24 protein-coding genes and 2 tRNA genes are annotated in these 24,738 nt (G+C 40.5%); 23 read left to right on the top strand and 3 right to left on the bottom strand.

Annotated features, from left to right (window positions below):
• Positions 1–88: 88 nt before the first annotated feature.
• Positions 89–2,029, bottom strand: a complete 1,941-nt coding sequence (locus BQ9859_RS08125; protein WP_075877707.1) for an NAD(+) synthase — start codon at positions 2,027–2,029, stop codon at positions 89–91.
• Positions 2,030–2,127: 98 nt separating this feature from the next.
• Positions 2,128–3,648 (bottom strand): 4Fe-4S dicluster domain-containing protein, encoded by a 1,521-nt coding sequence (locus BQ9859_RS08120; protein WP_075877706.1) that lies wholly within the window; start codon positions 3,646–3,648, stop codon positions 2,128–2,130.
• A 184-nt stretch (positions 3,649–3,832) separates the two neighbouring features.
• On the opposite strand from BQ9859_RS08120, the gene BQ9859_RS08115 reads away from it, so the two are divergent.
• Both BQ9859_RS08115 and BQ9859_RS08110 read left to right on the top strand, forming a co-directional pair.
• Entirely contained in the window at positions 3,833–4,177 is a 345-nt protein-coding gene (locus BQ9859_RS08115) for a hypothetical protein (RefSeq protein WP_075877705.1), read from the top strand.
• A gap of 126 nt (positions 4,178–4,303) precedes the next feature.
• Positions 4,304–4,379: transfer RNA gene (locus BQ9859_RS08110), tRNA-His, on the top strand.
• 462 nt (positions 4,380–4,841) lie between these two features.
• On the opposite strand, the gene BQ9859_RS08105 is transcribed toward BQ9859_RS08110, so the two are convergent.
• Positions 4,842–4,930, bottom strand: a tRNA-Ser gene (locus tag BQ9859_RS08105).
• Positions 4,931–5,117: 187 nt separating this feature from the next.
• On the opposite strand from BQ9859_RS08105, the gene BQ9859_RS08100 reads away from it, so the two are divergent.
• The 21 genes from BQ9859_RS08100 (at position 5,118) to BQ9859_RS08000 (ending at position 24,715) form a co-directional block, all read left to right on the top strand.
• Positions 5,118–6,392, top strand: coding sequence for an L-cysteine desulfidase family protein (locus BQ9859_RS08100; RefSeq protein WP_075877704.1), 1,275 nt, complete (start codon positions 5,118–5,120; stop codon positions 6,390–6,392).
• A gap of 123 nt (positions 6,393–6,515) precedes the next feature.
• The gene (bilS, locus tag BQ9859_RS08095) at positions 6,516–7,025 is read left to right on the top strand and encodes a flavodoxin family protein BilS (RefSeq protein WP_075877703.1); all 510 of its coding nucleotides are present in this window, start codon (positions 6,516–6,518) and stop codon (positions 7,023–7,025) included.
• 23 nt (positions 7,026–7,048) lie between these two features.
• Positions 7,049–7,894, top strand: coding sequence for a DegV family protein (locus BQ9859_RS08090; protein WP_075877702.1), 846 nt, complete (start codon positions 7,049–7,051; stop codon positions 7,892–7,894).
• 117 nt (positions 7,895–8,011) lie between these two features.
• The gene (locus BQ9859_RS08085; protein ID WP_075877701.1) at positions 8,012–8,437 is read left to right on the top strand and encodes a hypothetical protein; all 426 of its coding nucleotides are present in this window, start codon (positions 8,012–8,014) and stop codon (positions 8,435–8,437) included.
• Positions 8,409–9,080, top strand: coding sequence for a RadC family protein (gene radC, locus BQ9859_RS08080; protein ID WP_083662788.1), 672 nt, complete (start codon positions 8,409–8,411; stop codon positions 9,078–9,080). Before BQ9859_RS08085 ends, radC begins: the two co-directional genes overlap by 29 nt.
• Positions 9,081–9,142: 62 nt before the next feature.
• Positions 9,143–10,033 (top strand): rod shape-determining protein MreC, encoded by an 891-nt coding sequence (mreC, locus tag BQ9859_RS08075; protein ID WP_075877699.1) that lies wholly within the window; start codon positions 9,143–9,145, stop codon positions 10,031–10,033.
• 1 nt (position 10,034) lies between these two features.
• A complete protein-coding gene (locus BQ9859_RS08070) occupies positions 10,035–10,589 on the top strand; it encodes a rod shape-determining protein MreD (RefSeq protein ID WP_075877698.1) in 555 nt (184 codons plus the stop codon).
• Positions 10,562–11,104 (top strand): septum site-determining protein MinC, encoded by a 543-nt coding sequence (locus tag BQ9859_RS08065; protein ID WP_075877697.1) that lies wholly within the window; start codon positions 10,562–10,564, stop codon positions 11,102–11,104. Before BQ9859_RS08070 ends, BQ9859_RS08065 begins: the two co-directional genes overlap by 28 nt.
• Positions 11,105–11,171: 67 nt before the next feature.
• The gene (gene minD, locus BQ9859_RS08060; RefSeq protein WP_075877696.1) at positions 11,172–11,951 is read left to right on the top strand and encodes a septum site-determining protein MinD; all 780 of its coding nucleotides are present in this window, start codon (positions 11,172–11,174) and stop codon (positions 11,949–11,951) included.
• 49 nt (positions 11,952–12,000) lie between these two features.
• Positions 12,001–12,552, top strand: a complete 552-nt coding sequence (locus BQ9859_RS08055; protein WP_075877695.1) for a hypothetical protein — start codon at positions 12,001–12,003, stop codon at positions 12,550–12,552.
• Positions 12,549–13,295, top strand: a complete 747-nt coding sequence (locus tag BQ9859_RS08050; RefSeq protein WP_075877694.1) for a site-2 protease family protein — start codon at positions 12,549–12,551, stop codon at positions 13,293–13,295. The genes BQ9859_RS08055 and BQ9859_RS08050 overlap by 4 nt, the downstream gene beginning before the upstream one ends.
• Positions 13,296–13,352: 57 nt before the next feature.
• Complete coding sequence (locus BQ9859_RS08045) at positions 13,353–14,312, top strand: metal ABC transporter substrate-binding protein (protein WP_075877693.1); 960 nt, start codon at positions 13,353–13,355, stop codon at positions 14,310–14,312.
• Between the two features lie 154 nt (positions 14,313–14,466).
• Positions 14,467–17,046, top strand: coding sequence for a DNA polymerase I (polA, locus tag BQ9859_RS08040; RefSeq protein WP_075877692.1), 2,580 nt, complete (start codon positions 14,467–14,469; stop codon positions 17,044–17,046).
• A gap of 8 nt (positions 17,047–17,054) precedes the next feature.
• Complete coding sequence (gene mutM / locus BQ9859_RS08035) at positions 17,055–17,885, top strand: bifunctional DNA-formamidopyrimidine glycosylase/DNA-(apurinic or apyrimidinic site) lyase (protein WP_075877691.1); 831 nt, start codon at positions 17,055–17,057, stop codon at positions 17,883–17,885.
• A complete protein-coding gene (coaE, locus tag BQ9859_RS08030) occupies positions 17,882–18,484 on the top strand; it encodes a dephospho-CoA kinase (protein WP_075878031.1) in 603 nt (200 codons plus the stop codon). Before mutM ends, coaE begins: the two co-directional genes overlap by 4 nt.
• Positions 18,468–19,661, top strand: a complete 1,194-nt coding sequence (locus tag BQ9859_RS08025; RefSeq protein WP_075877690.1) for a DnaD domain protein — start codon at positions 18,468–18,470, stop codon at positions 19,659–19,661. Before coaE ends, BQ9859_RS08025 begins: the two co-directional genes overlap by 17 nt.
• Before the next feature lie 4 nt (positions 19,662–19,665).
• Positions 19,666–20,577 carry an ATP-binding protein gene (locus BQ9859_RS08020; RefSeq protein ID WP_075877689.1) on the top strand — a complete coding sequence of 304 codons (912 nt, stop codon included), beginning with the start codon at positions 19,666–19,668 and terminating at the stop codon, positions 20,575–20,577.
• A gap of 63 nt (positions 20,578–20,640) precedes the next feature.
• On the top strand, positions 20,641–21,603 hold the full coding sequence (pfkA, locus tag BQ9859_RS08015) for a 6-phosphofructokinase (protein WP_075877688.1): 963 nt from the start codon (positions 20,641–20,643) through the stop codon (positions 21,601–21,603).
• A 28-nt stretch (positions 21,604–21,631) separates the two neighbouring features.
• Entirely contained in the window at positions 21,632–23,044 is a 1,413-nt protein-coding gene (gene pyk, locus BQ9859_RS08010) for a pyruvate kinase (protein WP_075877687.1), read from the top strand.
• Between the two features lie 212 nt (positions 23,045–23,256).
• Complete coding sequence (locus tag BQ9859_RS08005; protein WP_083662786.1) at positions 23,257–24,435, top strand: AI-2E family transporter; 1,179 nt, start codon at positions 23,257–23,259, stop codon at positions 24,433–24,435.
• 106 nt (positions 24,436–24,541) lie between these two features.
• Entirely contained in the window at positions 24,542–24,715 is a 174-nt protein-coding gene (locus tag BQ9859_RS08000; RefSeq protein WP_075877686.1) for a 4Fe-4S binding protein, read from the top strand.
• The last annotated feature ends 23 nt before the right edge of the window (positions 24,716–24,738 follow it).

Below are 24,738 nucleotides of genomic sequence, written 5' to 3'. Positions count from 1 at the left end.
CGGCCTTTTTTTACTATGAAATAAAAGGAAATCTCTTTTATGAAAAAAGCAAATCTTTCGATTTGCTTGTAGGGAAAATCATTTACTGCTAGGAGAGATGATTGACTTCTTTCATCCACAGCTGCATAGAAGCATCACTAGGCATGCGCCAATCGCCACGAGGAGACAGGCAGACACTTCCAACTTTTACGCCGTCAGGCATGCAATTCCGCTTAAACTGTTGTGTAAAGAAACGACGATAGAAAGTTTTTAATGTTGAGAGGATCGTTTCTTTTTGTTCTTCTCCAAATGCGTAGAGTGCTAATGCATAAATTTTTGCCGGCGGGAAGTGATTACGTAATAAATGGTATAAGAAGAAGTCATGCAGGTCGTAGGAACCAATGGTCTCTTCTGTTTTTTGTGCGATTTTACCATCCTTTGTCGGAGGCAATAATTCCGGAGATACCGGCGTATTGCAGATGTCATAAAGGGTATCTGCCAATGCAGTATTTCCTTTATCTGTTTGTTCTTTTGCATATCCTTCAACAATATAACGTACAAGTGTCTTTGGTATTGATGCATTTACTGCATACATGGACATATGGTCTCCATTGTAGGTGCACCAGCCAAGTGCTAATTCGCTTAGATCACCGGTGCCAAGAACGATGCCATTGTACTTATTTGCAAGATCCATCAATATCTGTGTTCTCTCACGTGCCTGTGAATTTTCATAAGTTATATCATGTGTTTCGCTGTTTTGTTGAATGTCTTTAAAGTGTTGATTGACGGCATCATGGATGGAAATGTCTAAACTGGTAGTACCGAATAATTCCATTAAAGAGGTTGAATTTGTGTGTGTACGCTTTGTGGTGCCAAAACCCGGCATAGTAACAGCAAAGATGTTTTTGTTGTCATATCCGTTGAGCTGGAAGGCTTCAACAGCGATGATCAATGCCAAGGTAGAGTCTAGACCGCCGCTGATCCCGACGACAAGATGATCACAATGGATCTTTTTTAAACGCTGTGCCAGGCCGACTGCCTGCATATGGCGGATCTCATGGCAGCGTTTGATACGATGTGCATGATCTTGCGGTACAAAAGGATATGGTTCGATCTTACGAATCAAATGTAAAGATGAATCGGTTGGCGGTGTACTGTTTATATAAATATGGGTATAATTGACTGCTTCTGTGGGCGATTTCATTGCGGTATGAAATCGTAAACGATCCTGTGTACAGCGTTGTATGTCAATTTCTCCATAAAGGATGCTGTCATCCATATCTTCAAATGTCGTTTCATTGATCAATACGCCATTGTCGGCGATGATGCGATGGCCGCTAAAGACCAGATCACTTGTACTTTCCTCTTGATTTGCACTGCAATAGACATAGCCGCAGTAACATTTTGCGCTTTGAGATAAAACAAGTGAGCGGCGATAAGGGGTTTTGCCGATGGTTTCATTGGATGCTGAAAGATTGACGATGACATTGGCACCATGCAATGCGTGTAGCGTACTTGGAGGAATGGGAACCCATAGATCTTCACACACATCGATGCCGATCACGGCTTTTGTCGTCTGGTCGTGAATGAGCAGATGAGAAGTAAATGGGATTGTATTGCCATTGAGAGAAATTGTTTCCTCTTTCAGCTCAAAACTGTCACTGAACCAGCGCTTTTCATAAAATTCATTATAATTTGGAATATACGACTTTACTTGTATTCCTAAGATGCTTCCTTGAAATATGACGGCAGCACAATTGTAAAGATGATCATCTTTTCGCAGCGGCACACCAACGATGACCATCAGTTCATTTGGCAGTTCTTTGCAAAGTATGTCTAATGCTTGTTCACAAGCATCTAACAAAGCGGATTCAAAAAAAAGATCACCGCATGTATAGCCGCTGAGACAAAGCTCAGGAAATACCAGCAGGTTGGTTCTTTTATCACATTGTTTTGCTTTTTCAATGATTGCCTGTGTATTGGCCCATACATCAGCAATCTCTACGTTGATCGTTGCGGCAGCAACATGATAATATCCATAATTTATCATAATTTCACCCTCTTGTTATTAAGTATAACAGACTTTAAAACTGAAACAAATAGCTACCAACAGAAAAAAGGACGCGCACGTCCTTTTTCTGTTTGATTTTAAGCGTTATGTTCTGTCAAGAGATCTAAATTATCGCTATATGCACTTTCTCCTGAAATCTTCTTTTCCGCTTCATTTTTATATTTCTTTACAGCAGCGCTTGATTTCATGACTGGCTGCAAGGTACCTGCACCAGCGACACATCCGCCTGGACAAGCCATACCTTCCAACAGATAGCCGTTAAGACGTCCTGCTTTTGCCATCATCAACATCGTCTTGCAGTTTTTCAAGCCTTCTGCTGCCTGTACTTTCACTTCCATATCTGGGTGCGTTTTTAAGATCTGATCTTTTACAGCTTGTGCAACACCGCCGCTGACAGCAAATCCACGACCGGAAGCTGTTCCTTCAGTTAATGGATCACTAACTGTCAACTGTTCTAAGTTGACTCCTTTTGATTCAAACATACCCATTACTTCTTCAAAAGTCAGTACAAAGTCGATATCGGAACGAATGCTCTTACGGCTTGCTTCCAATTTCTTTGCAGCACATGGACCAATGAAGACAACTTTGGCATTTGGTTTTTCTTTCTTGATCAAACGACCTGTTAATACCATTGGTGTAAGAGCCATGGAAATATATGGTTTAAAATCTGGGAAAAGCTTCTTTGCCATAACAGACCAAGCCGGGCAACAAGATGTAGCCATGAATGGCTGCTTCTCTGGAACTTTATCCAAGAAGTCTTCTGCTTCTTCGATCGTACAGAGATCGGCACCGATTGCTACTTCTACTACATCAGAGAAGCCTAGTTCTTTTAATGCACCTTTTACTTTATCTGGTGTTACGCTTGGACCAAACTGTCCTACGAATGCAGGCGCAATCGCTGCAATCACTTCATTTCCGCCTTTGATTGCATGGATTGTTTGGAAAATCTGACCTTTATCAACAATAGCACCAAATGGACAGTTTACCAAACACATACCGCAAGACACGCATTTATCATAATCGATTTCTGCATATCCTTCTTCATCGGAATGAATGGCATCCATTCCGCAACTTGCAGCACATGGACGTTCTAACTTGTTGATTGCATGATATGGACAAGCATCCATGCATCGTCCACATTTGATACATTTATCTTGGTCGATCAGGCTTTTTCCATTTACGATGTGAATGGCATCTTTAGGACAAACTTCTGTACATTGATGTGATAAACAACCTTGACATGTATCAGTAACGACTACTTTCTTTTCTGGACAAGCATTGCAGGCAAACTTGATGATGTTGATCAATGGATCATCATAGTATTTTTCCGCAATTGCACTTTCTTCGATTCCTTCGGATAATGCAGATTGCTCTTCCACTGTACGTAAAGGAAGACCAATCCCTAAACGTAGACGTTCACCGATGATTGCACGTTCCAAAAAGATACTGTTACGGTAGCTTGCTTTGTGACCTGGCAGAATCTTGTATGGAAGATCCTCGATTTTTTTTGCGTAATCTCCACCTTCATAGGCGAGTCTTGCAATCTCAGTAAAGACCTTTCTACGAATATCTGTTACTGAATTGTAGATTCCTCTCATTTTTTATTCACCTCGTCATTATTATAGCCGATATCGAAAGCATTTGTAAAACAAAAAGTGAAAAATTTCACATGATTCTAACGAAAGTTTTAAAAAATAAAAATAGTTAGATGTCTACGGCTTGAAAAAGAGGGAGCATAGTCTGTGATAGAGATGAGAAATCTCAGGAAAGGAAGGGATTAAAATGAGTTGTAATTGTAATCAAAATCGCCGTTGGAACGGCTGTAATTGTGGAATGTTTGGACGTGCACAGCATATTCGTGTCAATCAGTGTTCATCTACTGTCATGGGCAATGGGCCATGCTGCTGCCGTCATGCATATTGTTGCAAATGTTGTCAATGTCAGCCACAACCTTCACAGCCAACCATTGATTACGCGTGTTTACGACGTGCAGAAAAAGAGTTTGAAAGAAAAGTGGCAAATTGTATGGGACTTTGTGGTTATGAGGATGAAACTTGTTCAGAAGAAAATGATTCTTCAAATCCTTATGCAGCATTTGCCAATAAATGTAATGAGAATGAAGAATAATCTATAAAAGAGATGGGCAGATCCTGCCCATTTCTTTTTACTTTTGCTTTTAGTCATTTGTATGATTTTTTTGATAAAAACTATTTACAAACAGATAGCAATCATGTATAATACATCATGCACATGGCGATTGTGGTGAAGTGGTTAACACAGCGGATTGTGGCTCCGTCACTCGTGGGTTCGAATCCCATCAGTCGCCCCATTGAATAAAGGAAGCCTTGCATAGAGGCTTTTTTTGTTATGTGAGAAGATTTTGAGAATATTTATTTCTCAGAAAGATTAATATTCAATATAATAGATATTTTTTGTTTACTAATTTTAATAGGAAAGGAAATATTTATTTTAAATGATTAAATTACGTCTATATGAATGTAGATTCTTTATAGAAACAACTCCTTTATTTTATTTAATATAATTCTTATGAAAAAGCATAAAAGAAGTATGTATGGCATAAGTAGAAAAAAATAGATTACTCATGTAGATTTATATTTTTTGATGAATAGAATTTAAAATACAGTATAAACAGTATAATTTATCTGAAATTATATTAAGAAAATAAAAAAAAGGGATAGTAAAAACGTTTATTATCATTTTTCGCTATATTTTCGCTATAAATATTTTAAATATTAAAAAAAACCTTTAAATAAAGGCTTTCAGTACTATATGGCGGAGACTATGAGATTCGAACTCATGGTGGGTATTAGCCACACGACGCTTCCAACATCGCACCTTAAACCACTCGGACAAGTCTCCATGCTCATTTATTCTACTGGGAATCAGACACTTTGTCAATGAAAATACGTAGAATTATATTCTTTTGTATGAAAATACGTAGAATTATATTCTTTTGTTTTAGAATTAGAAATATGCAACAATTGTGGTTTGTAGTAACGGATTGAAATAAGTATAATGAGATTGTAATAGAAATGAGGAATAATCAATGAATCGAGAAGACCCACGTTATCAACAATTTGTTCAAATATTAAAAGAAGAGCTCGTGCCTGCAATGGGATGCACAGAGCCTATTGCAATCGCATATTGTGCAGCAGCAGCACGTTCGATCTTGGGTGCAGAAGTCGACCAAGTAGAGGTCTATGCGAGCGGGAATATCATAAAGAATGTGAAGAGCGTCATCGTGCCAAATACGAATGGAAGAAAAGGAATTGCAGCAGCGGCAGCAATTGGCATCATTGCGGGAGAACCTTCCAGATCTTTACAAGTGATTGCCGAAGTTGATGTGAAACAATTAGAAAAGCTGGCATTTTTTTTAGAAGAGGTTCCTATCCAGGTGCAGCGTTTAGATTCGCAAGAAGTATTGGATATCATCGTGTGTGTTCATCATCAAGAACATAGCGCATCAGTCAGAATCACAAATGCGCATGATCACATTACGGCAATCGAAAAAGACGGCGTACCGCAAGAAGTTCAGGTTACTTCTGCTGAAGAAAGCTTTAAGGGAGATCATAGTTTGCTGACAGTTGAATCCATCCTGGATTTTGCGGATAGCGTTCTTTTAGAGGATGTAGAAGACATTATCTGCAGACAGGTTTCTTATAATATGGCAATTGCTAATGAAGGAATAAAGAATGATCATGGCGCAAATATTGGCAGTGTCTTGTTAGCGATGGATCAGCATAATATTTTTACAAGATGCAAAGCGTATGCTGCAGCGGGAAGTGACGCAAGAATGAGTGGTTGCGAACTTCCGGTCGTAATCAATTCAGGCAGCGGAAATCAAGGAATGACAGCATCTATTCCTCTTGTAGTATGGGGAAGAGAACATCAAGCATCGAAAGACAAATTGTATCGTTCTTTGATCGTTTCGAATTTGATAACGATCCATTTGAAAGATGGTATCGGCAAGTTAAGTGCCTATTGCGGTGTTGTCAGTGCCGGCTGTGGTGCAGCATGCGGTATTTGTTATCAAGATGGGGGAGATCTTTATGCAGTATCGCATACTTTGGTCAATGCAATCGCAATGATATCTGGTACCGTTTGTGATGGCGCTAAACCAAGTTGTGCTGCGAAGATAGCCAACGCTATCGAAGCTGGACTGCTGGGCTATGAGATGTTTCGAAATGGACAGCAATTTAAAGATGGCGAGGGAATCGTTGTCAAAGGCGTGGAAAACACCATTCGCAATATAGGTTTATTGGCAAAAAAAGGAATGCAGGAAACAGATCGCGAGATCATTGAAATCATGACTTCTTGTTAAAGGATATACAATCACAAAAAATGTCTGTTTTTTTTGAAATTCAAAGAATGCTTTTAGAAAAATCATGGTATAATCTTAGATATACAAGTTTATAGATTTCTGGAGGAAAGCGAGGGAGAAACGATGAAATACGCCATCGTTTTTGATTCTAAAACTGGAAATACGGCACATATTGCCCAAGTGATTCATGATACATTGAAACAGGACCGTTGTGTTTCTTTTGGGAGTCATCTTCCAAAAGAGAGCGTAGATGTTTTATTTTTAGGCTCTTGGTGTGATAAGGGAGGCTTTAGCGATCAGATGAAAGAGCTCATTGCAAATGTGCATGAACAAAAAATTGCTGTTTTTGCAACATGTGGTTTTGGCATGGACAGTGCATATTTTCGAAAAATTGCTGATCATATGAAAGGACAATTGCCATCCGACAATGAAGTGATCGCCAGTTTCGTCTGTCAAGGGAAGATGCCGCAGGCTATCCGTACACGTTATGAGTCCATGTTAGACAAAGAAGAGACGCATGCGATGGCCCTGCAGATGATCGAAAATTTTGATCAGGCAAAGACCCATCCGGATGCAATAGATGAAAAGCAGGCAGAAGCATTTGCATTACATGCAATGGCACAATGTGGTTGAAATCATTATTAAGGAGAAAAAGTATGAGCAAAAAAGTAGCGTTATTATGTGATTCTAGTGCTGACATTAGCGAGGCAGAAGCCAAAGAATTAGGTATCTACGTTTTACGTATGCCGGTGATTGTCGATGGGAAGGAATATGTAGAGGGCATCGATATCTTTGATGAAGATATTTTTGCAGCTTTGCAGGCACAAAAAAAGATCACGACAACACAGCCAAGCATGGGGGAAATGGTACGTAAATGGGATGAATTATTACAGGACCACGATCAAATTTTGTATCTTCCTCTTTCTAAAGCATTGAGCGGAACCTGTGCCAGTGCAATGAAATTAGCTAAAGAAATGTATGAGGGAAAAGTCATCGTGATAGATTCCACCTTTGTTTGCTATCCGGTCGTATATATGCTGGAAGCAGCAAAAGGCATGTTGGAAAAAGGATACAGCTGTGAAGAGATAAAAGAGAAGATCGAAAAAGAGGGTGAGTTATTTGCCATCCTGATTCCGGAAAATCTAACAGCTTTAAAAAATGGCGGTCGAATTTCACCTGCAGCTGCTGCGTTAGCAGGCATGTTAAAAATTCATCCATTGTTAAAAGTGGAAAATGGAGGAATCGATGTGCAGGACAAGGTGCGTACAGCACAGCGCGCATACAAAGCGGGAATCGAATACGTTACGCAAAATATCGATCCAAGCGAATATGACTGGATGATCATCCATGCCGGGAATGATTCTGTTTGCGACGCTTTGCGAGAAGATCTTGAAAAGGCGACAGGACGTCCGGTAGACAAGCGTGTCTTTCGAGCAGTTATCTTGTCCCATGCGGGAAAAGGAACAATTGGATTTGGACGGATCCGCCGTATCCATTATTAATGATCAGCTGTCAAAAAATGGCAGCTTTTTTAGTATTCTTTCTTTTTTTGTCCGTATAGGATGATTGATACAAGTGACAGCTCCTTTTTTCATATAGTGGGATGAGGAGGGGCATCCATGGGAAACCGTAAGATCATCATTATTTTTGCTGTTATTTTTACATGTATATTTTCTTTGTTTTATTATGTCTTATTTCAGATGTTGGGGGCTGAAGAATCTTCTTCTCGAGTATTGTATTTGAATCAAGTGGGCATCTTCGAAGAGAGTGCGAATGCAGAAAAGATGTGTGATCGGTTGCGTGAAAAAGATCTGGTTCCGTATACATTGGAAAAAGAGGATCAGCTTGTGGTCGTGACCAGTATTTATGAGAATGAGGAGGAGACAAAAAAGGAAGGAGAAACATTAAAAGAGATGGATATCAATTATCTGATGAAAAAGATCACCGTGGAAGGAAACGACATGATAGAAGCAATTGATGCTGAAAAGTATGAGCAAGTGTTGCAGGAAATGGAAAATGAAGATACAGGAACTGGATCCGAGTGAACGACCCCGTGAAAAGGCATTGAAACAAGGACTGCACACACTCAGCAACCGGGAACTGCTTGCTGTTTTGCTGCAAAGTGGTACGAGACAGAAAAGTGTTTTGGAATTAGCAGATGAAGTGTTAAAATACTGCGGAACTTTAGAAAAATTGATGTATATGCAGCCGATGGATCTTATGCAGATTTCTGGAATCAAACAGGTCCGTGCCATGCAGTTGTTTGCAGGCATTGAGTTAGCTAAACGGATCTGTACGCAAGAAGCAGAACAGCGAAGCGTGCATTGCGTACAGGATCTGATCCATTGGCTGCAGTTATGTTATGGATATGAACTGCAGGAACATTTTGTTGTGATTTATTTAAATCAGCAAAATGTGATCCTCCGTCATCAGCGCCTGTTTTTAGGAACATTGAACAGTTCAACTGCGCATCCAAGAGAAATATTTAAAGAAGCGATGCATTGCAGTGCTGCCAGCATCATTTGTGTGCATAATCATCCCGGCGGGAACGCCAAACCATCATTGGCCGATCAAACATTGACAAAACATATACAGAAAAGCGGGGAAATCGTAGGTATACCGCTTTTGGATCACTTGATCATCTGTAAACATGCCTGGTTTAGTTTTCGTGAAAGTGGACTTTTATAGATTGAAACATTTTCCTTTAGCCTTTATAATAGAAAAAAGAATAGACGAGAAAAGGTGAGGAAATGTCGAAATTTACAAGAACGCAAAAAATTCTGATGTGTCTGATTGGCTTTTTTTTAGCTTTAGGATTGTTGTTTCAAGGTATGCGGCAAGCCAGCATCAGTGATATAGGATATAGTGCATTGAGTTATTTGAAATATGGATTGATCGATTATCCTTTGACTTCCATAAAAAATTTTGCAAGCGATTTTTCAAATCTATGGAAAGTGCAGGAAGAAAATGATTATTTAAAAGAGCAGTTGGCAATGACGGAAAATTACCAGACATTGTATGAAAATGCACTGCGTGAAAAAAAAGAATTACAAGAACTGTTAGATATGAATGATACGCTGGAAGATTACACGAAAATTTCTGCAAAAGTCATTTCTCGCGATGTTTCATATTGGAATGATCAGCTGACGTTGAATGTTGGCAGCAATGATGGAATTGAAAAAGATATGATCGTTGTCAATTCACAAGGTGTCGTTGGCAAGATCTACAAGGTACAGGATACGACCAGTATCGTTAAGCTGCTGACTTGTGAAGATAAAAGCAATAAAGTAGCAGTACGTATCAATTTCACTACTGAAGAAGATACGTCTGCCGAAGAAAAAAGTAAAGACAGCAGCGGGAAAGCAAAAGATACCAAGCAAGTGGATTCAGTTGAAGGAATCTTAGAATCTTATGACAGCGATGAGCAGGCATATGTGGTGTCTTTACTAGATGAACAGGAAATCAAAGAAGGCATGCAGGTGGTCACAAGCGGAAAAGGCGGCGTCTATCCAAGCGGATTGTTTGTCGGTACGGTAAAGAAAACAGAGTCATTGGAAAATCAGCTGGGCCAGGTGATCTATGTGGAGCCGGTCTCTAATTTTCAGTATTTCGATTATGTAACAGTGATCGGGGTGAAGTAGGATGGCAAATGTATTTTTCTTCACTTTATGTACTTTGCTGGATCTGGCGATCAGTGTTCTTTTTCCAGGCAGTTTTCGCATGAATGATCTGATCTTTGTTTCTTCTCTTGGCTTTAGTTCGATGATCTTGGTCATTCGCGATTATGATCTGTTAGATTGCTGTTTGGTGGCGTTCTTGTATGGACTGCTTGTGGATGTATTGATCATGAATACGTTCTTGTTGTATGCGATCATCTATCTTTTGATAGCTCTCTTGTTGCATTTGTGGACCAAGCATATGGGAGATTCTGTTATAGAATCCGTTATCTTGTGTATTGCGACAATTTTCGTCAAGGACTTATTGATATTCTTCTATATGAGGATGAGCGGGATCAGTGAGCTTAGTTTTACAGGATGGATCGTCAGCTATGAATTCCTTTCTTTGATTGGAAACGGTGTCTTAGTATTTTTGGTCGTATTGCTGCAGCGAATCAAAAATGATTATCAGCGTATACAGGCTCTGAAGGTCCGCCAGGAGGAGAAAGTCAAATGGTATACCTTACGGTCAAAAAAATAAAACAGCAGTTGCACATTCATGTAAGATACGATTCTTATGCAGAATTTCAGGAACAGTTTGCGCAAAAACTGGCATTGTTGTCTTCCAAAGGCACTTTGTCAGCTTTTTTTTATCTTCCCAAAATGAGCGATAAAGAAGCACTCGTTTTTTTGAATATCTGTAAAGCAGAAAAAATTACTTTATTAGGGATCAATCCGCAAAAAAGGGAAGATTTAGCAACGAGGCTGGAGGAGGGGACTGTCCGCAGTGGACAAAAAGTCACTTTTTCTCAGCCGTTGCTGCTCTTTGGGTCTATTCATTCTAGTGCTGTTGTAACTAGTTCTCATTCCGTCACGGTCATGGGCAGAGTAAGCGGGGTCATAGATCTGCTGCATCGGGATTGTGTTCTGTATGCCTCTTCCTTGCAGAATGCACGGATCCGGATTGCTGATACACCCTATGCTGTGTTAAATTCTTTGCAGCCTTGTAAAGTATATTATGATTCACAATGTTTGAAAACCGTCGCTTCTGAGTAATTTCGACAAGATTTGCAGTTGCATCTCAGTAAGATTAGAACATGGAAAGAGTATAGGAGGGACATTCATGGGAGAGATCATTGCAGTTACTTCAGGCAAGGGCGGTGTAGGAAAAAGCAGTGTTTGTATCCATTTAGGTATGATGCTGGCTGCACGAGGATATAAGACGTGTTTGATTGATGCAGATCTAGGATTAAAGAATCTGGATCTGATGATGGGGTTGGATAACCGTGTGGTTTTTGATATGCAGGATGTCATTGAAGAATCCTGTCAGTTAGAAAGAGCTTTGTTGCAGGATAAACGAGAGAAAAATTTGTATTTATTGCCTGTATGCAAAGGCGTCAACTTTTCTAAGATCCGACAAGAGGAATTTATTCGTGTCATGCGGGTCTTGCAAAATCAATTTGATTATTTATTTATTGATACTCCTGCTGGAGTTGAGAGCGGTTTTCGTTATGCCAGCAGTGTTGCCCAACGTGCATTGATCGTGACAAATCTGGATGTGAGTGCACTGCAGGATGCTGATCGTGTGATTGGTTTATTGTTGAAAGAAGGGATCAACAATTTAGAACTGATCCTGAATAAAGTAAATGTTCGCTCTATTGAAAAGGGAATCTGTGTACGAATGGAAGATGCCGAAAAATGGCTTGCAATTCCATTATTGGGGTATATCGTAGAAGATACGAAGGTACAATCCTGCAATAATCGCGGATTACCGCTGACGATTGCGCGTGATTCACAAGTATACCATTGTTTCGATGTGTGTACGCGGCGGTTTTTAAAAGAAAAAGTTGCATTGCCGAAATTGAGCGAACGCCGATTATTTGCAAAATTATTCGCTTCATAACATAGTTTCTTTTTGGTATACATAACATGTAACGAATGAGGTGAAATTCATGCGGGATATTGATCGAATTCGTCGGCGAATTCAAAAAAATCATAATAAAGAGCCGAAATATCGCATTGTCGGTGTATTTAATCATCTGATATTGGCATTGATGCTGGTGTGCGTGCTTGGTTTGTCATTGATGATTGGAAATAAGATGCAGCTGCCTTTTGCCGTACATGCCTGGGATTATGTACAAAGCTTGCAGTGGAGTTCATTTCTGCCTTTTGAATCCTGGTTCAAAAATGAAGAAACGCAAAGCGTAACGACCATGACATCTTATCAAGCAATAGGGGAACATCGTTATCAAAATGATACGAATCAAGCTGTTGCCCCTTTTACCGGGATGATTCGGCATATCGAAATGCAAAATGATACCTATTGTGTTTCCTTGCTGTTAGACAATGGAACTTTGGTCAATATCGAGCATCTGCAAGAAGTACAAGTAGAAACACAAGAACGTATAAAAGAAGGCAGTGTGATCGGTACTTATCAAGAGTATGTAGAGATTCATTGTTATTTAGATGGAAATGAAGTGAAGCTTGAGGAAGTAGAAGCATGATTCGCCTGCGGCTGTGGCCTTTTTGGGTCATCATGCTTTTTTTTACTTGGTATCAAGGGATCTGGAAAATCATTGTTTCCATATTCCTGATGATGTCTCTGCATGAGTGCGCCCATATCTGTGCTGCTCTTAAATATGGCTATACCCTGTCACATATCGATATATTTCCTTTCGGATTTTGTGCGCAGATATCGGACATTGGCTATGGAAATGTGTATCAGGAGCTATTCATTTTTCTTGCAGGTCCTTGTATGCATGTACTATATCCCTTTGTGTTTGCAGCATTGGTGCGGCTTGGCTGGATCTCTGTTGCATTTTCTGATTACTTGCAATGGTTAAATCAATCGATCGTATTGTTTAACTTGCTGCCGATCTATCCATTAGACGGGGCCCGGATTCTCTTTGGCTTTTTACATTTGATATTTCCATACGGAAAAGCACAGCGATATGCTTATCATTTGTCAATCATGGATATTGGAATCGTACTGGCAATGGGATGGATGAGCAATCCTGCGGGCATGTTTACTTTGGCAATCCTGCTGGTACAGATCATAAAACAAAATATGCAGCGGTTGATCGATCGTTTGCATTTCTATCAGTATCGTTTGGACCATCCGTTTGATGGCCGTCCTTGTCTGCATCATCAACAAGATCTATATCGAATGCGGACAAATTATCTGATAGGATCAAAGGGAATGCTTCATGAGCGGGAATGGCTGAAACAAATATTAAGGGAAAAGTAGAAAGTGAGATAAAAAACGGCAAGGGAAGTATGCTATAATAGCAGCGAGGTGAGTTGGATGAAACTTCGAAAGATATTGCTGTCAATATTGCTCATGTTTCCTTTTTTAACTGGCTGCCAAAGAACACAGTATCAAGTTTTAGTGACTTGTTACCCTTTGCAGTATTTAGTGGAACAGATTGTGGGCAATCGAATCAGCTGCCAGTTGTTGAGCGAAAATACCCTCATCCAGCGAGCTGGTATCGCAGAGGATTACAAACAGTTGCTGAAAGAAAGCGATGCTTTGATCTATATTGCACCTTTAGAATCGTATTATGAAATTTATTCGGATGAAATCAGTTCAGCAGCGTTGGATAAGGTGAATATCACAGATCAATTAGGCAGTTTTCCTTTTCAAAGAGTAACGATCAAGATCAATAATGGCGTAGAATCAAAGACGACATCTTCTTATTATGAGGGAAGTGCTTTTCGTACGATCGATACGTACTATACAGATCCTACATTCTGGATGGACGCGATCACCATGAATGGGATGGCAAGCTGTGTCCTTGATTACTTATGCGAACGTTATCCAGCTTATCAGGAAGAATTTAATAAAAACTATGCACATTTGGAATACAATCTTTCCTCTTTGGATGCACAATATCAAGAATTGAAAGGAAGCAATGTTTCCATTGCGGTGATGACGCCAAACTTTGGTCATTTGCAAGATGCATATGGGATCAATATCTATCCGATCTGTTTGTCGCGATATGGGGTGCTGCCTGATGAAGAACAGCTTTCCATCATGAAAGAGTCATTGATAGAAAATAATGTTCGTTATATGGCAATTGAAAGCAACCTGCCCCAGGATATGATCGATCTTCGCTTGCAGTTGATCAATGAATTAGGATTGATACCGGTGCCTCTGTATAATATTTCTTCCTTGACTGATGCACAAAAGCAAAGAGGACTGGATTATCTATCGATGATGCAGGAAAATCTGGCAGTGTTGCAAAGCATTGCGGATGGACAATGAGAAATATAGGCAAGCCCTGTCTTGCCTTTTTTGATGGGAAAAACCTTGTTTTACAACAGGAGAGCTTTCTTAGTAAAAAAGAAGATAGAAATGTGTTAAAATAGAATCTAAAAGAAAGGAGAACCTGCAATGATGCTTGCAGGGTGTTGAATAGATGGAAAAACTGCTTTTATTAGATGGAAATTCTATGCTTTTTCGGGCATATTACGCAACCGTATACGGACGGATGATGAAGACAAGCAATGGGATCCCTACAAATGCGATCTTCGGCTTTGTCACGATGTTTCAAAAAGCGCTGCAGGAGATTGCCCCGGATGGCATCATGGTGGCCTGGGATGCAGGGAAACCAACTTTTCGACATGAAACATTTACAGATTATAAAGGAACACGGAAAGAGCTGGATCAGGAGCTGATCGTACAATTTCCGATTGCACGCGAATTTTTGGATGCTTGCGGAATTGCCCGTTATGAGTGTGAAGGAATTGAAGCTGATGATATCATTGGTTCGTTTGCTAAAGCACATCCAGAAGTTCATACGACGATCTTGACGAGCGATCGTGATTTATTGCAGCTGATCGATGATACGACAGATGTGCTGCTGATGAAAAAAGGAATCAGCGAGATGCAGCGCATGGACCGGCAAGCGCTGATGGAACAGTACGGTCTGCAGCCGAAACAGATCATCGATCTAAAAGCATTGATGGGAGACAGTGCAGACAATATTCCAGGTGTAAAAGGAATCGGAGAGAAAACGGCATTAAAGCTGTTAAGCAGTTATCACAGTGTAGACGGCGTTTATGCACATGTCGATGAGATCAAAGGAAAGCTGAAAGAAAAGCTGGAAGATGGAAAAGACAGTGCCATGATGTCTAAATTTTTAGCAACGATCCGTATCGATGAGCCGATTCCTTATACATTAGAGGATGTCGCTTTTCATGGCATGGATGAAAAAGTAAATGCATTTTATCAAAAGTATGAGATGAAATCATTTTTACAGCAAAGCGATGTCATTGTGAAGGAAGAGAAAAAGATCATATGCGTGGATCATATTGAGGGAGATCTGGAACAGGAGAATACGATCATATTAGCTGATTATGATAATGCGCATTATACGCAAAAGCAATTGTATGGTTTTGCATTATCTTATGCAGATCAGCTTGTCTATATTTCCTATGAGGATGCTAAAAAGGATACACAATTGTTGTCTTATCTTGCCACCAACAAAACAAAGACGACATTCAATGCAAAAGAGTTCTATCATATTTGTGCTAGAAATGAGATTCCTTGCAGTGAATTTGCGTTTGATCTGATGTTGGGAGCTTTTCTGTTAGATAGCTCGATCACGAGCTATGAACGTTTTTTAGATCACTATCAAATAGCAATGCCGCTTACGATCGATGCCGTTTATGGAAAAAAAGGGAAAAGCATCTTGCCGGATTTCAATCAGCAGTTGCAGCATATGCAAGCACAGTTGCAAGGTTATTCACGTATCCTATCAGAGATGAAACAGCAGCTGCAAGAACAAGATCTATGGGAACTGTTTACCCGGTTAGAAATGCCTTTATCACATATCCTGTTTGAAATGGAAAAAGAAGGGGTATGCATCAGTGAAGACGTATTGGATCAGATTGGCGAAGTAACAAGTCAAAAAATGGAAGAATATGCTCAAAAAGTATATACTTATGCGGGCATGCAATTCAATATCAATTCACCTAAGCAGCTGGCCAATATCTTGTTTGATGAATTAGGATTAAAAGCAGGCAAAAAGCGCAGTACTGCTGTGGAAGTGTTAGAAAAATTAAAAGATGTACACCCGATCATCCCTTGCTTGTTGGAATATCGAAAATATGCAAAATTGTATTCTACTTATGTACAGGGATTGAAAAAACATATTACATCGGATCATAAGATCCATACGATCTTTAATCAAGCGCTGGCGCAAACAGGCCGCTTGTCAAGCAGTGAACCAAATTTGCAAAATATCAGCGTGCGGGATGAAGAAGGACGTGAAATTCGTAAAGCATTTGTAGCACAAGAGGGACATATCTTCCTTTCTGCCGATTATTCGCAGATCGAATTAAGGATGTTGGCGCATATGGCAGATGAGACACAGATGATCGATGCATTTAATCATGGTATCGATATCCATACAAAAACAGCAATGCAGATCTTTGATGTCAAACAGGATGAAGTAGATGCTTCTATGCGCCGCAGTGCCAAAACCGTTAATTTTGGTATTGTCTATGGACAATCGGATTATGGTTTGAGTGAGCAGCTGGGCATTACGCGGAAAGAGGCACATAGTTTTATTGAAAAATATTTTGCTTCTTATCCAAAGATCCATGCATTTATGAATGGAACGATTGCTTTCTGCGAAGAACATGGATATGTCAAGACCATGTTTGGACGCCGCCGCTATATACCGGAGATCAATGACAAAAACTATATGATGCGTGAATTTGGCAAACGGGCCGCAATGAACGCGCCGATCCAGGGAAGTGCGGCAGATCTTATAAAATTAGCGATGATCGAGATCGAGCGCCGCATGAAAGAAGAACAGGTACGTTCTAAAATGATCCTGCAGATCCATGATGAATTGATCTTTGATGTCTTGCTGGAGGAAAAAGAAAAAATGCTGCAGATCGTAGAAGAGGGCATGCAGAATGTCATGCAATTAAAAGTTCCTTTGGTTGCAAACGCGACATTCGGCAAGACTTGGTATGAAGCAAAGTAGGTGATCCTATGCCAGAACTGCCTGAAGTACAGACCGTATTGGATACGTTGGCTTACCAAATGGGGAATCCTGTGATAGAAGATATTGAGATCTTTTGGGAAAATATTATCGATGGTGATACGGAAAACTTTCGAAATCAGTTAAGAAATCATCAGATCCAAGGCTACCGGCGATTAGGAAAATTCCTGTGTTTTGATTGCGGAGATGTGATGTGGATCGCCCATTTGCGCATGGAAGGTAAATTTTATTTACAAATGCCGCAGGAACCGTATGATCAAAAACATGTACATGTCATCTTTCACTTAAATGATGGAAGAGAACTTCGCTATCACGATACAAGAAAATTTGGACGCATGTATGTGTATGCGCATGAAGAAGATCTGCATGATTATCCCTGCTTTCAAAAAATCGGCTTTGATGCCTTTGATGAAAGACTGACAGCAAACTGGCTTTATCAACGCCTGCATCATCGAAATATAACGTTAAAACAGGCGCTGCTGGATCAAAGCGTAGTTGCCGGTGTGGGAAATATCTATGCAGATGAAATCTGTTTTGCTTTAGGACTTCATCCGCAGACCCGTGTTTGCAGGATGCGGAAGAAAGATTTTGAACGTTGGATCATAGAGATGCGCAGAATTTTAAATGGAGCAATTCGAGCAGGAGGAACGACCATTCGAAGTTATACTTCATCTTTGGGAGTGGATGGACGATTTCAGCTGCAGTTGCGTGTCCATGCAAAGAAAGGAGAAAGATGCCCGATTTGTCAACAACCGATCAGAAAGATCGTTGTAGGAGGAAGAGGCACCTATTATTGTGCAAAATGTCAGAAAAAAAGGTGAAGAAGATCGGTCTGACTGGCGTGATGGGAGCTGGTAAATCCAGCGTCATCCAGATCTTAAAAGAGATGCAGATCCCGGTCTTTGATTGTGATGCGATCAACCGTACACTGCTAGAAAAAGGAAATAAAGGATATCAGGCGCTGGTTGAACGATATGGGAATCGTATTTTAAAAGCAGATGGAGAAATTGATAAAAAAGCGATGAGTGACCTTATGTTTGAAATAGGCGAAAAACAGCAGATCGAACAGATCCTGCATCCCCTCATAAAAAAGAAATTAGAGAAACAAATGGATGCCTGCTCATCTTCTATTGCGGTTGCTGAAGTGCCGCTGCTGTTTGAAATTGGATGGCAAACTGCTTTTGATGAAACATGGGTCGTTGCCTGTAAGGAAGAGTTATTATTGCAGCGGTTGAAAGCAGGCAGAGGTGTTGATGAGAAAGAAGCTTTGCGGCGTCTTTCTGCACAATTGCCGCAAAAAGAAAAAATTGCTTTATGTGATGTCGTGTTATACAATGATGCTGATAAAGAAGCACTGAGAAACAGTGTTCTTCAGCAATTGGCAAAAGTAGGTGAGGGAAAGGATGAAAGCCGAAGATAACTGCCGCTTAGAGATGAGCGTATCATTGGATGAAGAAAGCATGCAGTCTTTTCAATTGTTATATGCTCCATTGATCGGTCCAGCGGCGGCACAGCTGTATTTGCTGCTTTCTGCTTTAGCCCAGGCGCGCCGTCCGATCAAAAATCATATCTTGATCTGTAAGCTGCTGCATATGAGCATCGAACGTTTTGAAAAAGAACGTCAGACTTTAGAACGCTATCTTTTGCTAAGATCGTACCTTGATCCAAAAACAAACGAGTATTTATACCGCGTGGCTCTGCCGAAAAGCGGAAATGCATTTTTACGCCATGAGGTATATGGCCGGCTGTATTTGCATGCGTATGGGAAAGATGCTTATGAATATGCAAAATTGTATTTTGCCAAAGACCGTATCAATACACAGGATCTTGTAGAACTGACCACTGCTTTTTCATTGGAAGATGCACAATGGCTGCAGACATCTTCTGAAGCATTTATCGGACTTCGTCCAACGCAAAGCGAACAGGAAAAACAAGCGATCCATTTTGATTATGGACGTTTTTTGAAAGGGTTTGAACGCCGCTTTCCTGTACAGCTGCAGACAAAAGAGAATTTGGCATTGATCGGGGAATTGGCTAGCGTGCATGGCATCAATGAAATGGATATGCGCAAATTAGTCAATCAGTGCGTGAATCCGCGTACCAAAGAATTTAACAGCGAACTGTTAAAAAAGAAGGTAAGAGCAAAAGGCAGAAATATCGAAATGGAATACAAAGATCCATATCAGGCTCCGCCTGTTCAATTCTTTAAAAACTTGCAGCCGAATATTCCCGTCAGTGAGAGTGATTCTCGTTTGATCGAATCATTACTGATTGATTATCATTTGCCAAAAGAAGTAGTCAATGTGCTGATCGAATATGTATTAAGGCAAAGCAATCAGACTTTTGCCCGTGCTTATGTGGAAAAAGTAGCCTCCAGCTGGGCTCGTAAAGGTATCGACACACTTGAAAAGGCGAAAAAGCAGGCAGAGTCAGAATATAAACAGGCAAAGACCACAGTGAAGAAAGAAAAAGAACTTCCGGATTGGTATGCACAAGTAGAGGATGATGCTGTAGAAGAAATTGATGATCAAACATTATTGGATCTGCAGCAGAAATTAAAAGAAAAACAAACGAGCGATAAAAAAGAGATGAGGTGATAAAATGGAAAAATTGGCATTTGACTTTGAATTGAGTGAGGAAGCCAAGGCAAAAAAGCAAACATGGATCACCAATTTATTACAAGATGAAAGAGTGCTTTCATTTTTAAAAGAGCATCAATTAGATGCTGCGTTTGTTGAACAGCATAGTGGAACCTTTCAACAATGGATCCAAACAAAAAATATCTGTGCAAATTGTGCGGGACTTGCATTTTGTCAATTTCAACCGGCAGGCCATTATTTGGATTTGTCATATGACGGGGTTTTGATGTATGGATCAAAACCATGTACATATTATAAAGATGAACGGCTTGCCAATAGGCACGAAAAATATTATGACGTAATGGATTTTTCGCGTACGGACCTGCGGATTGACCTGACGACCCTGCCGTTGCAGGGCGAGACCAAAGAATACCGCGATGTCGTATTGCATGTGATCTCGCATCTGCAAAAGGAGGATCTCAACAGAGGAATCTATCTAAGCGGTCCTCCGGGAGTAGGAAAGACGTATCTCTGCATCGGCATTACCAACTATTTTGCAAGACAAAAGAAACACTGTGCTTTTGTCAATGTTGCCCACCTGGTTTCTTCTTTGAAACGACTGTTTCAGGATAATGAAGCTATGGAATCATTGTTGGCTAAGATCGTGCATGCCGATGTTGTTGTATTTGATGATATCGGAGGCGAAAGCGTCACTGCATGGTCAAGGGATGATATCTTGCTGCCGTTGCTGGATGCCCGTATGAATGCACACCGTTTAACCTATTTTACAAGCAACTATACGATGCAGGAATTACAAGATCGATATCGTGCTTCTGCCACAAAAAACAGTGAACCTGTTGCTGCTTTACGCTTGCTTGAAAGAGTGAAAGCGCTTAGTGAAGAAAAAAATTTAAAAGGGCGTTCAAGAAGGTAATTTTTTCTTGAAATAAAGCGGAACATAGTGCTATGATTATGTTCGTGAATGGAGGAAAGTTATATGGTGAAACGTATTGGTGTTTTAACTTCCGGCGGCGATGCTCCGGGAATGAATGCAGCTATCCGTGCCGTCACACGCGTTGCTTTGAACAGCGGTATTGAAGTCTTTGGTATCTATGATGGATACAAAGGAATGGTTGAAGGCTATATCGAACCTTTGACAAAAGCCAGTGTAGGCGAGATCATTGACCGAGGCGGGACGATTTTAGGATCTGCCAGACTGCCAGAATTTAAAGATGTTGAAGTTCGCAGCAAAGCTGTTACACAATTGAAAAAACGAGGAATCGAAGCAGTTGTCGTTATTGGCGGCGATGGTTCTTATCGTGGAGCTTTAGCTTTAACAGAAATGGGCATCAATTGTATCGGACTTCCTGGTACGATTGATAATGATATCGTTTGTACGGATTATACCATTGGGTTTGATACAGCATTGACAACGATCGTAGAAGCAATCGATAAATTGCGCGATACATCCAATTCACATCATCGTTGCTCAATCGTAGAGGTCATGGGTAACCGTTGTGGAGATCTAGCTTTATGGTCAGGTATTGCTTGCGGTGCAGAAATTGTAATTACAAGCGATACTGGATTTGAAGAAAGCGAAGTATTGGAACGCTTACGTGACTTGGATCTGATCAAGAAAAAACGCCATGCGATCGTCGTAATCTCTGAAAAGATAACGGACGTGCACCAGTTTGCCAAAAAGGTCAGCTTAAATACTGGTTTTTCTGGAAGAGCCACTATACTGGGTCATGTTCAGCGAGGAGGTGCACCAACTCCTTCCGATCGAATCTTGGCATCCCGTATGGGAGAAAAAGCTGTCGATCTTTTAATGCAGGGAATTGGTGGGCAATGTATCAGCATTCGTGAGAATCAGATCGTTTCTGTTCCGATTCAGGAAGCTCTGGTCATGCCACGTACGTCACGCAAGCCGTTGCAGAATCTGTTCGAAAGATTAGTATAAAAAAGGTTATTGGAAAGGATAAGGCTATATGGATAGAAAAACAAAAATCATCTGTACAATTGGTCCAGCTTCAGAAAGCAAGGAAATGATGCGGAAACTGGTAGAAACAGGTATGGATATCATTCGTCTGAATTTTTCACATGGTGATTATGAAGAACAAGGCAATCGTATCAAAACAATTCGCGAGGTCGTAAAAGAAACTGGCAAGAGCATTGCCATCTTATTGGATACAAAGGGCCCGGAAATTCGTTTAGGTGATTTTGAAAATAAACAGGAAACGTACGAAAAAGGTGAAATCGTTACGATCGTGCGTGAAAAAGTATTAGGTACACATGATAGATTCCATATTCAATGTCCGGAAGTGTTCGATGATGTTGAAGTTGGCGGTACTATCCTGATGGATGATGGTAAAATGCGTGTTACCATTTTGGAAAAAGGCGATGGCGTATTAAAATGCCGTGTGGAAAATCCGCATACATTGAAGAGCCGCAAAGGATGTAATGTACCTGGTGTCAAATTAAGCATGCCATTCATTTCAGAAAAAGATGATGCAGATATTCGCTTCGGTTGTCGTCAAGGTGTGGATTATATCGCGGCAAGCTTTACTCGTCGTAAAGAAGATGTACTTGCTATTCGCCGTATCTTGATCGAAGAAGGCCGCGAAGACATCCAGATTCTTCCAAAGATTGAAAATCAGGAAGGTTTCGATAACTTACGTGAGATCTTGGAAGTTGCGGATGGCGTCATGGTCGCTCGTGGTGATTTAGGTGTCGATGTTTCATTAGAATTGGTACCAATTTATCAAAAACGTATTATTGCTGTAGCAAATGAAATGGGCAAACCAGTCGTAACAGCAACGCATATGCTGGAAAGCATGCAAGGAAATCCACGTCCTACACGTGCAGAAGCCAGCGACGTAGCAAATGCGATTTTGGATGGAACGGATGCCATCATGTTGTCAGGCGAATCTGCTGCAGGTTTATATCCAGTAGAAGCCGTGGCTACTATGGTAAAAATTGCAAAAGCAATTGAACCGATCATTCCGTATCAGGATCGTTTGAAAAAAGCAATCAAATCTTGCCGACGCACGAAAAATGATGCAATCGGAATTTCTGTTGCAGATACATCTGCAGCGTTGAATGTAGCAGGTATCATCGCATTTACACAAAGCGGTACAACTGCTCGCCGCATTGCAAAATTCCGTCCGCAGGCACCGATTCTGGCAGTGACTTTTGATGAGCGCACACAACGTTCATTGGCTGCAAACTGGGGCGTAACTGCTATTTGCTCAGATACTGTAAATACACGCGAAAATGAAGCTTCTTTAGCAAGAAATATCGCAATGAGCTACGGCATTCATAAAGGTGAAACGATCATCGTTGTTGCCGGTTATCCAACTGGCTGCGGCGCTACTAACACGATGAAGATCATCGAAGTCTAATCCTTCTGATGCCGAGATGGAATACTTATTTGGTATAGATCTTGATAAAGGATAAAGCATATAGTTTGCCGTCTTGTTCTTTAGAACAGGACGGTTTTTATTATCCATCATTTCTGTTTGTTAAAGGTGTCCTTGCTAAAATGCAGCAAATGTTATTGGTTGAAGAAAGTAAAAAAATATGTTAGTATTCCCTTAGTGCGAGGAGGGATTCCATGCGACCCGACATGAATTATAGAGAAAAAATGAAAATGTATCGCAACTTGATCGTATTTGGTCTGATCATTTATTTTGGTTTGCAAAATATTTCGCTGATATGGGCGATCATCATGCGAATCTTATCCGTTTTTACACCTTTTCTGATTGGCGGTGCATTTGCATTTGTCTTGAATATTCTGGTGAACAAGATTGAAGATCTGTTGAAGTTTACTTCATTAAGGGCAAGCATCAAACGTTGGATCGCGGTAATCGGTTCCTTGTTGATATTTTTTGTCGTCATCATTTGTTTTCTGTTTGTCGTCATACCGCATATTTCGGCATCTATTGAAAACATTATCATGCAATTGCCATCTGCGGCAAATGATTTTGTAAACTGGTTCAATAAAATGGCACAGGATAATCCAAAATTGCAGGCCATTGCCGAAAGCTCCAGCATTGCTGGATTAACTGACTTGAATTATGATGAAATGCTAGCTAGTTTATCCAGCTGGTTATTAAGCGGAGGTGCCGGTAATATCTTTGCCACTACGGTCAATCTGATATCTACGACCGTTTCTTTGGCGGTAACTTCAATTGTATCTTTTGTATTCGCCATTTTAACTCTGTTTAATAAAGAGCGTTTGATCATTGGCGGGAAAAAGCTGCTTCGTGTATACACCAATGAAAGAATCTACAAGAAGACGATGTATGTCCTGGATCTGACCAAAACAACATTTACGAATTATATCGGCGGTTCTTGTACAGAATGTCTGATCTTGGGTTCTCTGGTCACGATCGGCGGTATTATTTTAAAAATCCAGTATGCTTTCTTAGGCGGGGTGATCGTCGGGGTCACTGCTTTGGTTCCGATGTTTGGCGCTTTTTTCGGCTGCTTGGTCTCTGCGTTATTTATTGCAATGGTGGATCCAATGCAGGCTATTTACTTCATCATTATGGTCATTGTCATCCAGCAAGTAGAAGGAAACTTGATTTATCCCCATGTAGTCGGCAATTCAGTCGGTCTGCCTGCACTTTATGTGATCGTGGCTATTTCCATCGGCGGTTCTTTGATGGGAATCATTGGTATGATCGTATTTATTCCGATTTGCTCGATCATCTACACATTATTGAAACGTGATGTGAATGAACGGTTGAATCAAGAAATGAACGCAGAAAAGAAGACCGATGCAGCATGAGTAAGAAAAGGTACATTTTGCAGTTCAGTACTCCTCTATACATTTCGGTTGATTTTGCATATCGATAATGCTATAATAATTTCGGTTGTAAAGGAGGAAACAAAAGATGGCTGTAACTATTGATAGAGATACTTGCATCGGATGTGGTGCTTGCGTTGGTGTTTGCCCGGTATCTGCATTATCTATGGATGATGAGGGTAAATCAACTTGCGATGAGGGTACTTGCATCGACTGTGGCACTTGCGTATCAACTTGCCCAGTATCTGCAATTTCTCAGTAAACCGAGCATTCTGCTTGGTTTTT

This window comes from Merdibacter massiliensis, assembly GCF_900155395.1.
GTDB classification, from domain to species: Bacteria; Bacillota_I; Bacilli_A; order Erysipelotrichales; family Erysipelotrichaceae; genus Merdibacter; species Merdibacter massiliensis.
Note: the sequence above shows the minus strand (reverse complement) of the source record. Positions and strands in the feature narration are given on the sequence as shown.

Coding starts and splice junctions, on each gene's coding strand:
- BQ9859_RS08070 (WP_075877698.1), top strand. CDS start 10,035: ATGGCAAATGTATTTTTCTTCACTTTATGTACTTTGCTGGATCTGGCG.
- BQ9859_RS08100 (WP_075877704.1), top strand. CDS start 5,118: ATGAATCGAGAAGACCCACGTTATCAACAATTTGTTCAAATATTAAAA.
- BQ9859_RS08120 (WP_075877706.1), bottom strand. CDS start 3,648: ATGAGAGGAATCTACAATTCAGTAACAGATATTCGTAGAAAGGTCTTT.
- BQ9859_RS08125 (WP_075877707.1), bottom strand. CDS start 2,029: ATGATAAATTATGGATATTATCATGTTGCTGCCGCAACGATCAACGTA.
- mutM (WP_075877691.1), top strand. CDS start 17,055: ATGCCAGAACTGCCTGAAGTACAGACCGTATTGGATACGTTGGCTTAC.
- BQ9859_RS08025 (WP_075877690.1), top strand. CDS start 18,468: ATGAAAGCCGAAGATAACTGCCGCTTAGAGATGAGCGTATCATTGGAT.
- BQ9859_RS08090 (WP_075877702.1), top strand. CDS start 7,049: ATGAGCAAAAAAGTAGCGTTATTATGTGATTCTAGTGCTGACATTAGC.
- radC (WP_083662788.1), top strand. CDS start 8,409: ATGAAGATACAGGAACTGGATCCGAGTGAACGACCCCGTGAAAAGGCA.
- mreC (WP_075877699.1), top strand. CDS start 9,143: ATGTCGAAATTTACAAGAACGCAAAAAATTCTGATGTGTCTGATTGGC.
- minD (WP_075877696.1), top strand. CDS start 11,172: ATGGGAGAGATCATTGCAGTTACTTCAGGCAAGGGCGGTGTAGGAAAA.
- bilS (WP_075877703.1), top strand. CDS start 6,516: ATGAAATACGCCATCGTTTTTGATTCTAAAACTGGAAATACGGCACAT.
- BQ9859_RS08050 (WP_075877694.1), top strand. CDS start 12,549: ATGATTCGCCTGCGGCTGTGGCCTTTTTGGGTCATCATGCTTTTTTTT.
- BQ9859_RS08020 (WP_075877689.1), top strand. CDS start 19,666: ATGGAAAAATTGGCATTTGACTTTGAATTGAGTGAGGAAGCCAAGGCA.
- pyk (WP_075877687.1), top strand. CDS start 21,632: ATGGATAGAAAAACAAAAATCATCTGTACAATTGGTCCAGCTTCAGAA.
- BQ9859_RS08045 (WP_075877693.1), top strand. CDS start 13,353: ATGAAACTTCGAAAGATATTGCTGTCAATATTGCTCATGTTTCCTTTT.
- pfkA (WP_075877688.1), top strand. CDS start 20,641: ATGGTGAAACGTATTGGTGTTTTAACTTCCGGCGGCGATGCTCCGGGA.
- BQ9859_RS08055 (WP_075877695.1), top strand. CDS start 12,001: ATGCGGGATATTGATCGAATTCGTCGGCGAATTCAAAAAAATCATAAT.
- BQ9859_RS08000 (WP_075877686.1), top strand. CDS start 24,542: ATGGCTGTAACTATTGATAGAGATACTTGCATCGGATGTGGTGCTTGC.
- BQ9859_RS08065 (WP_075877697.1), top strand. CDS start 10,562: ATGGTATACCTTACGGTCAAAAAAATAAAACAGCAGTTGCACATTCAT.
- BQ9859_RS08005 (WP_083662786.1), top strand. CDS start 23,257: ATGCGACCCGACATGAATTATAGAGAAAAAATGAAAATGTATCGCAAC.
- polA (WP_075877692.1), top strand. CDS start 14,467: ATGGAAAAACTGCTTTTATTAGATGGAAATTCTATGCTTTTTCGGGCA.
- BQ9859_RS08115 (WP_075877705.1), top strand. CDS start 3,833: ATGAGTTGTAATTGTAATCAAAATCGCCGTTGGAACGGCTGTAATTGT.
- BQ9859_RS08085 (WP_075877701.1), top strand. CDS start 8,012: ATGGGAAACCGTAAGATCATCATTATTTTTGCTGTTATTTTTACATGT.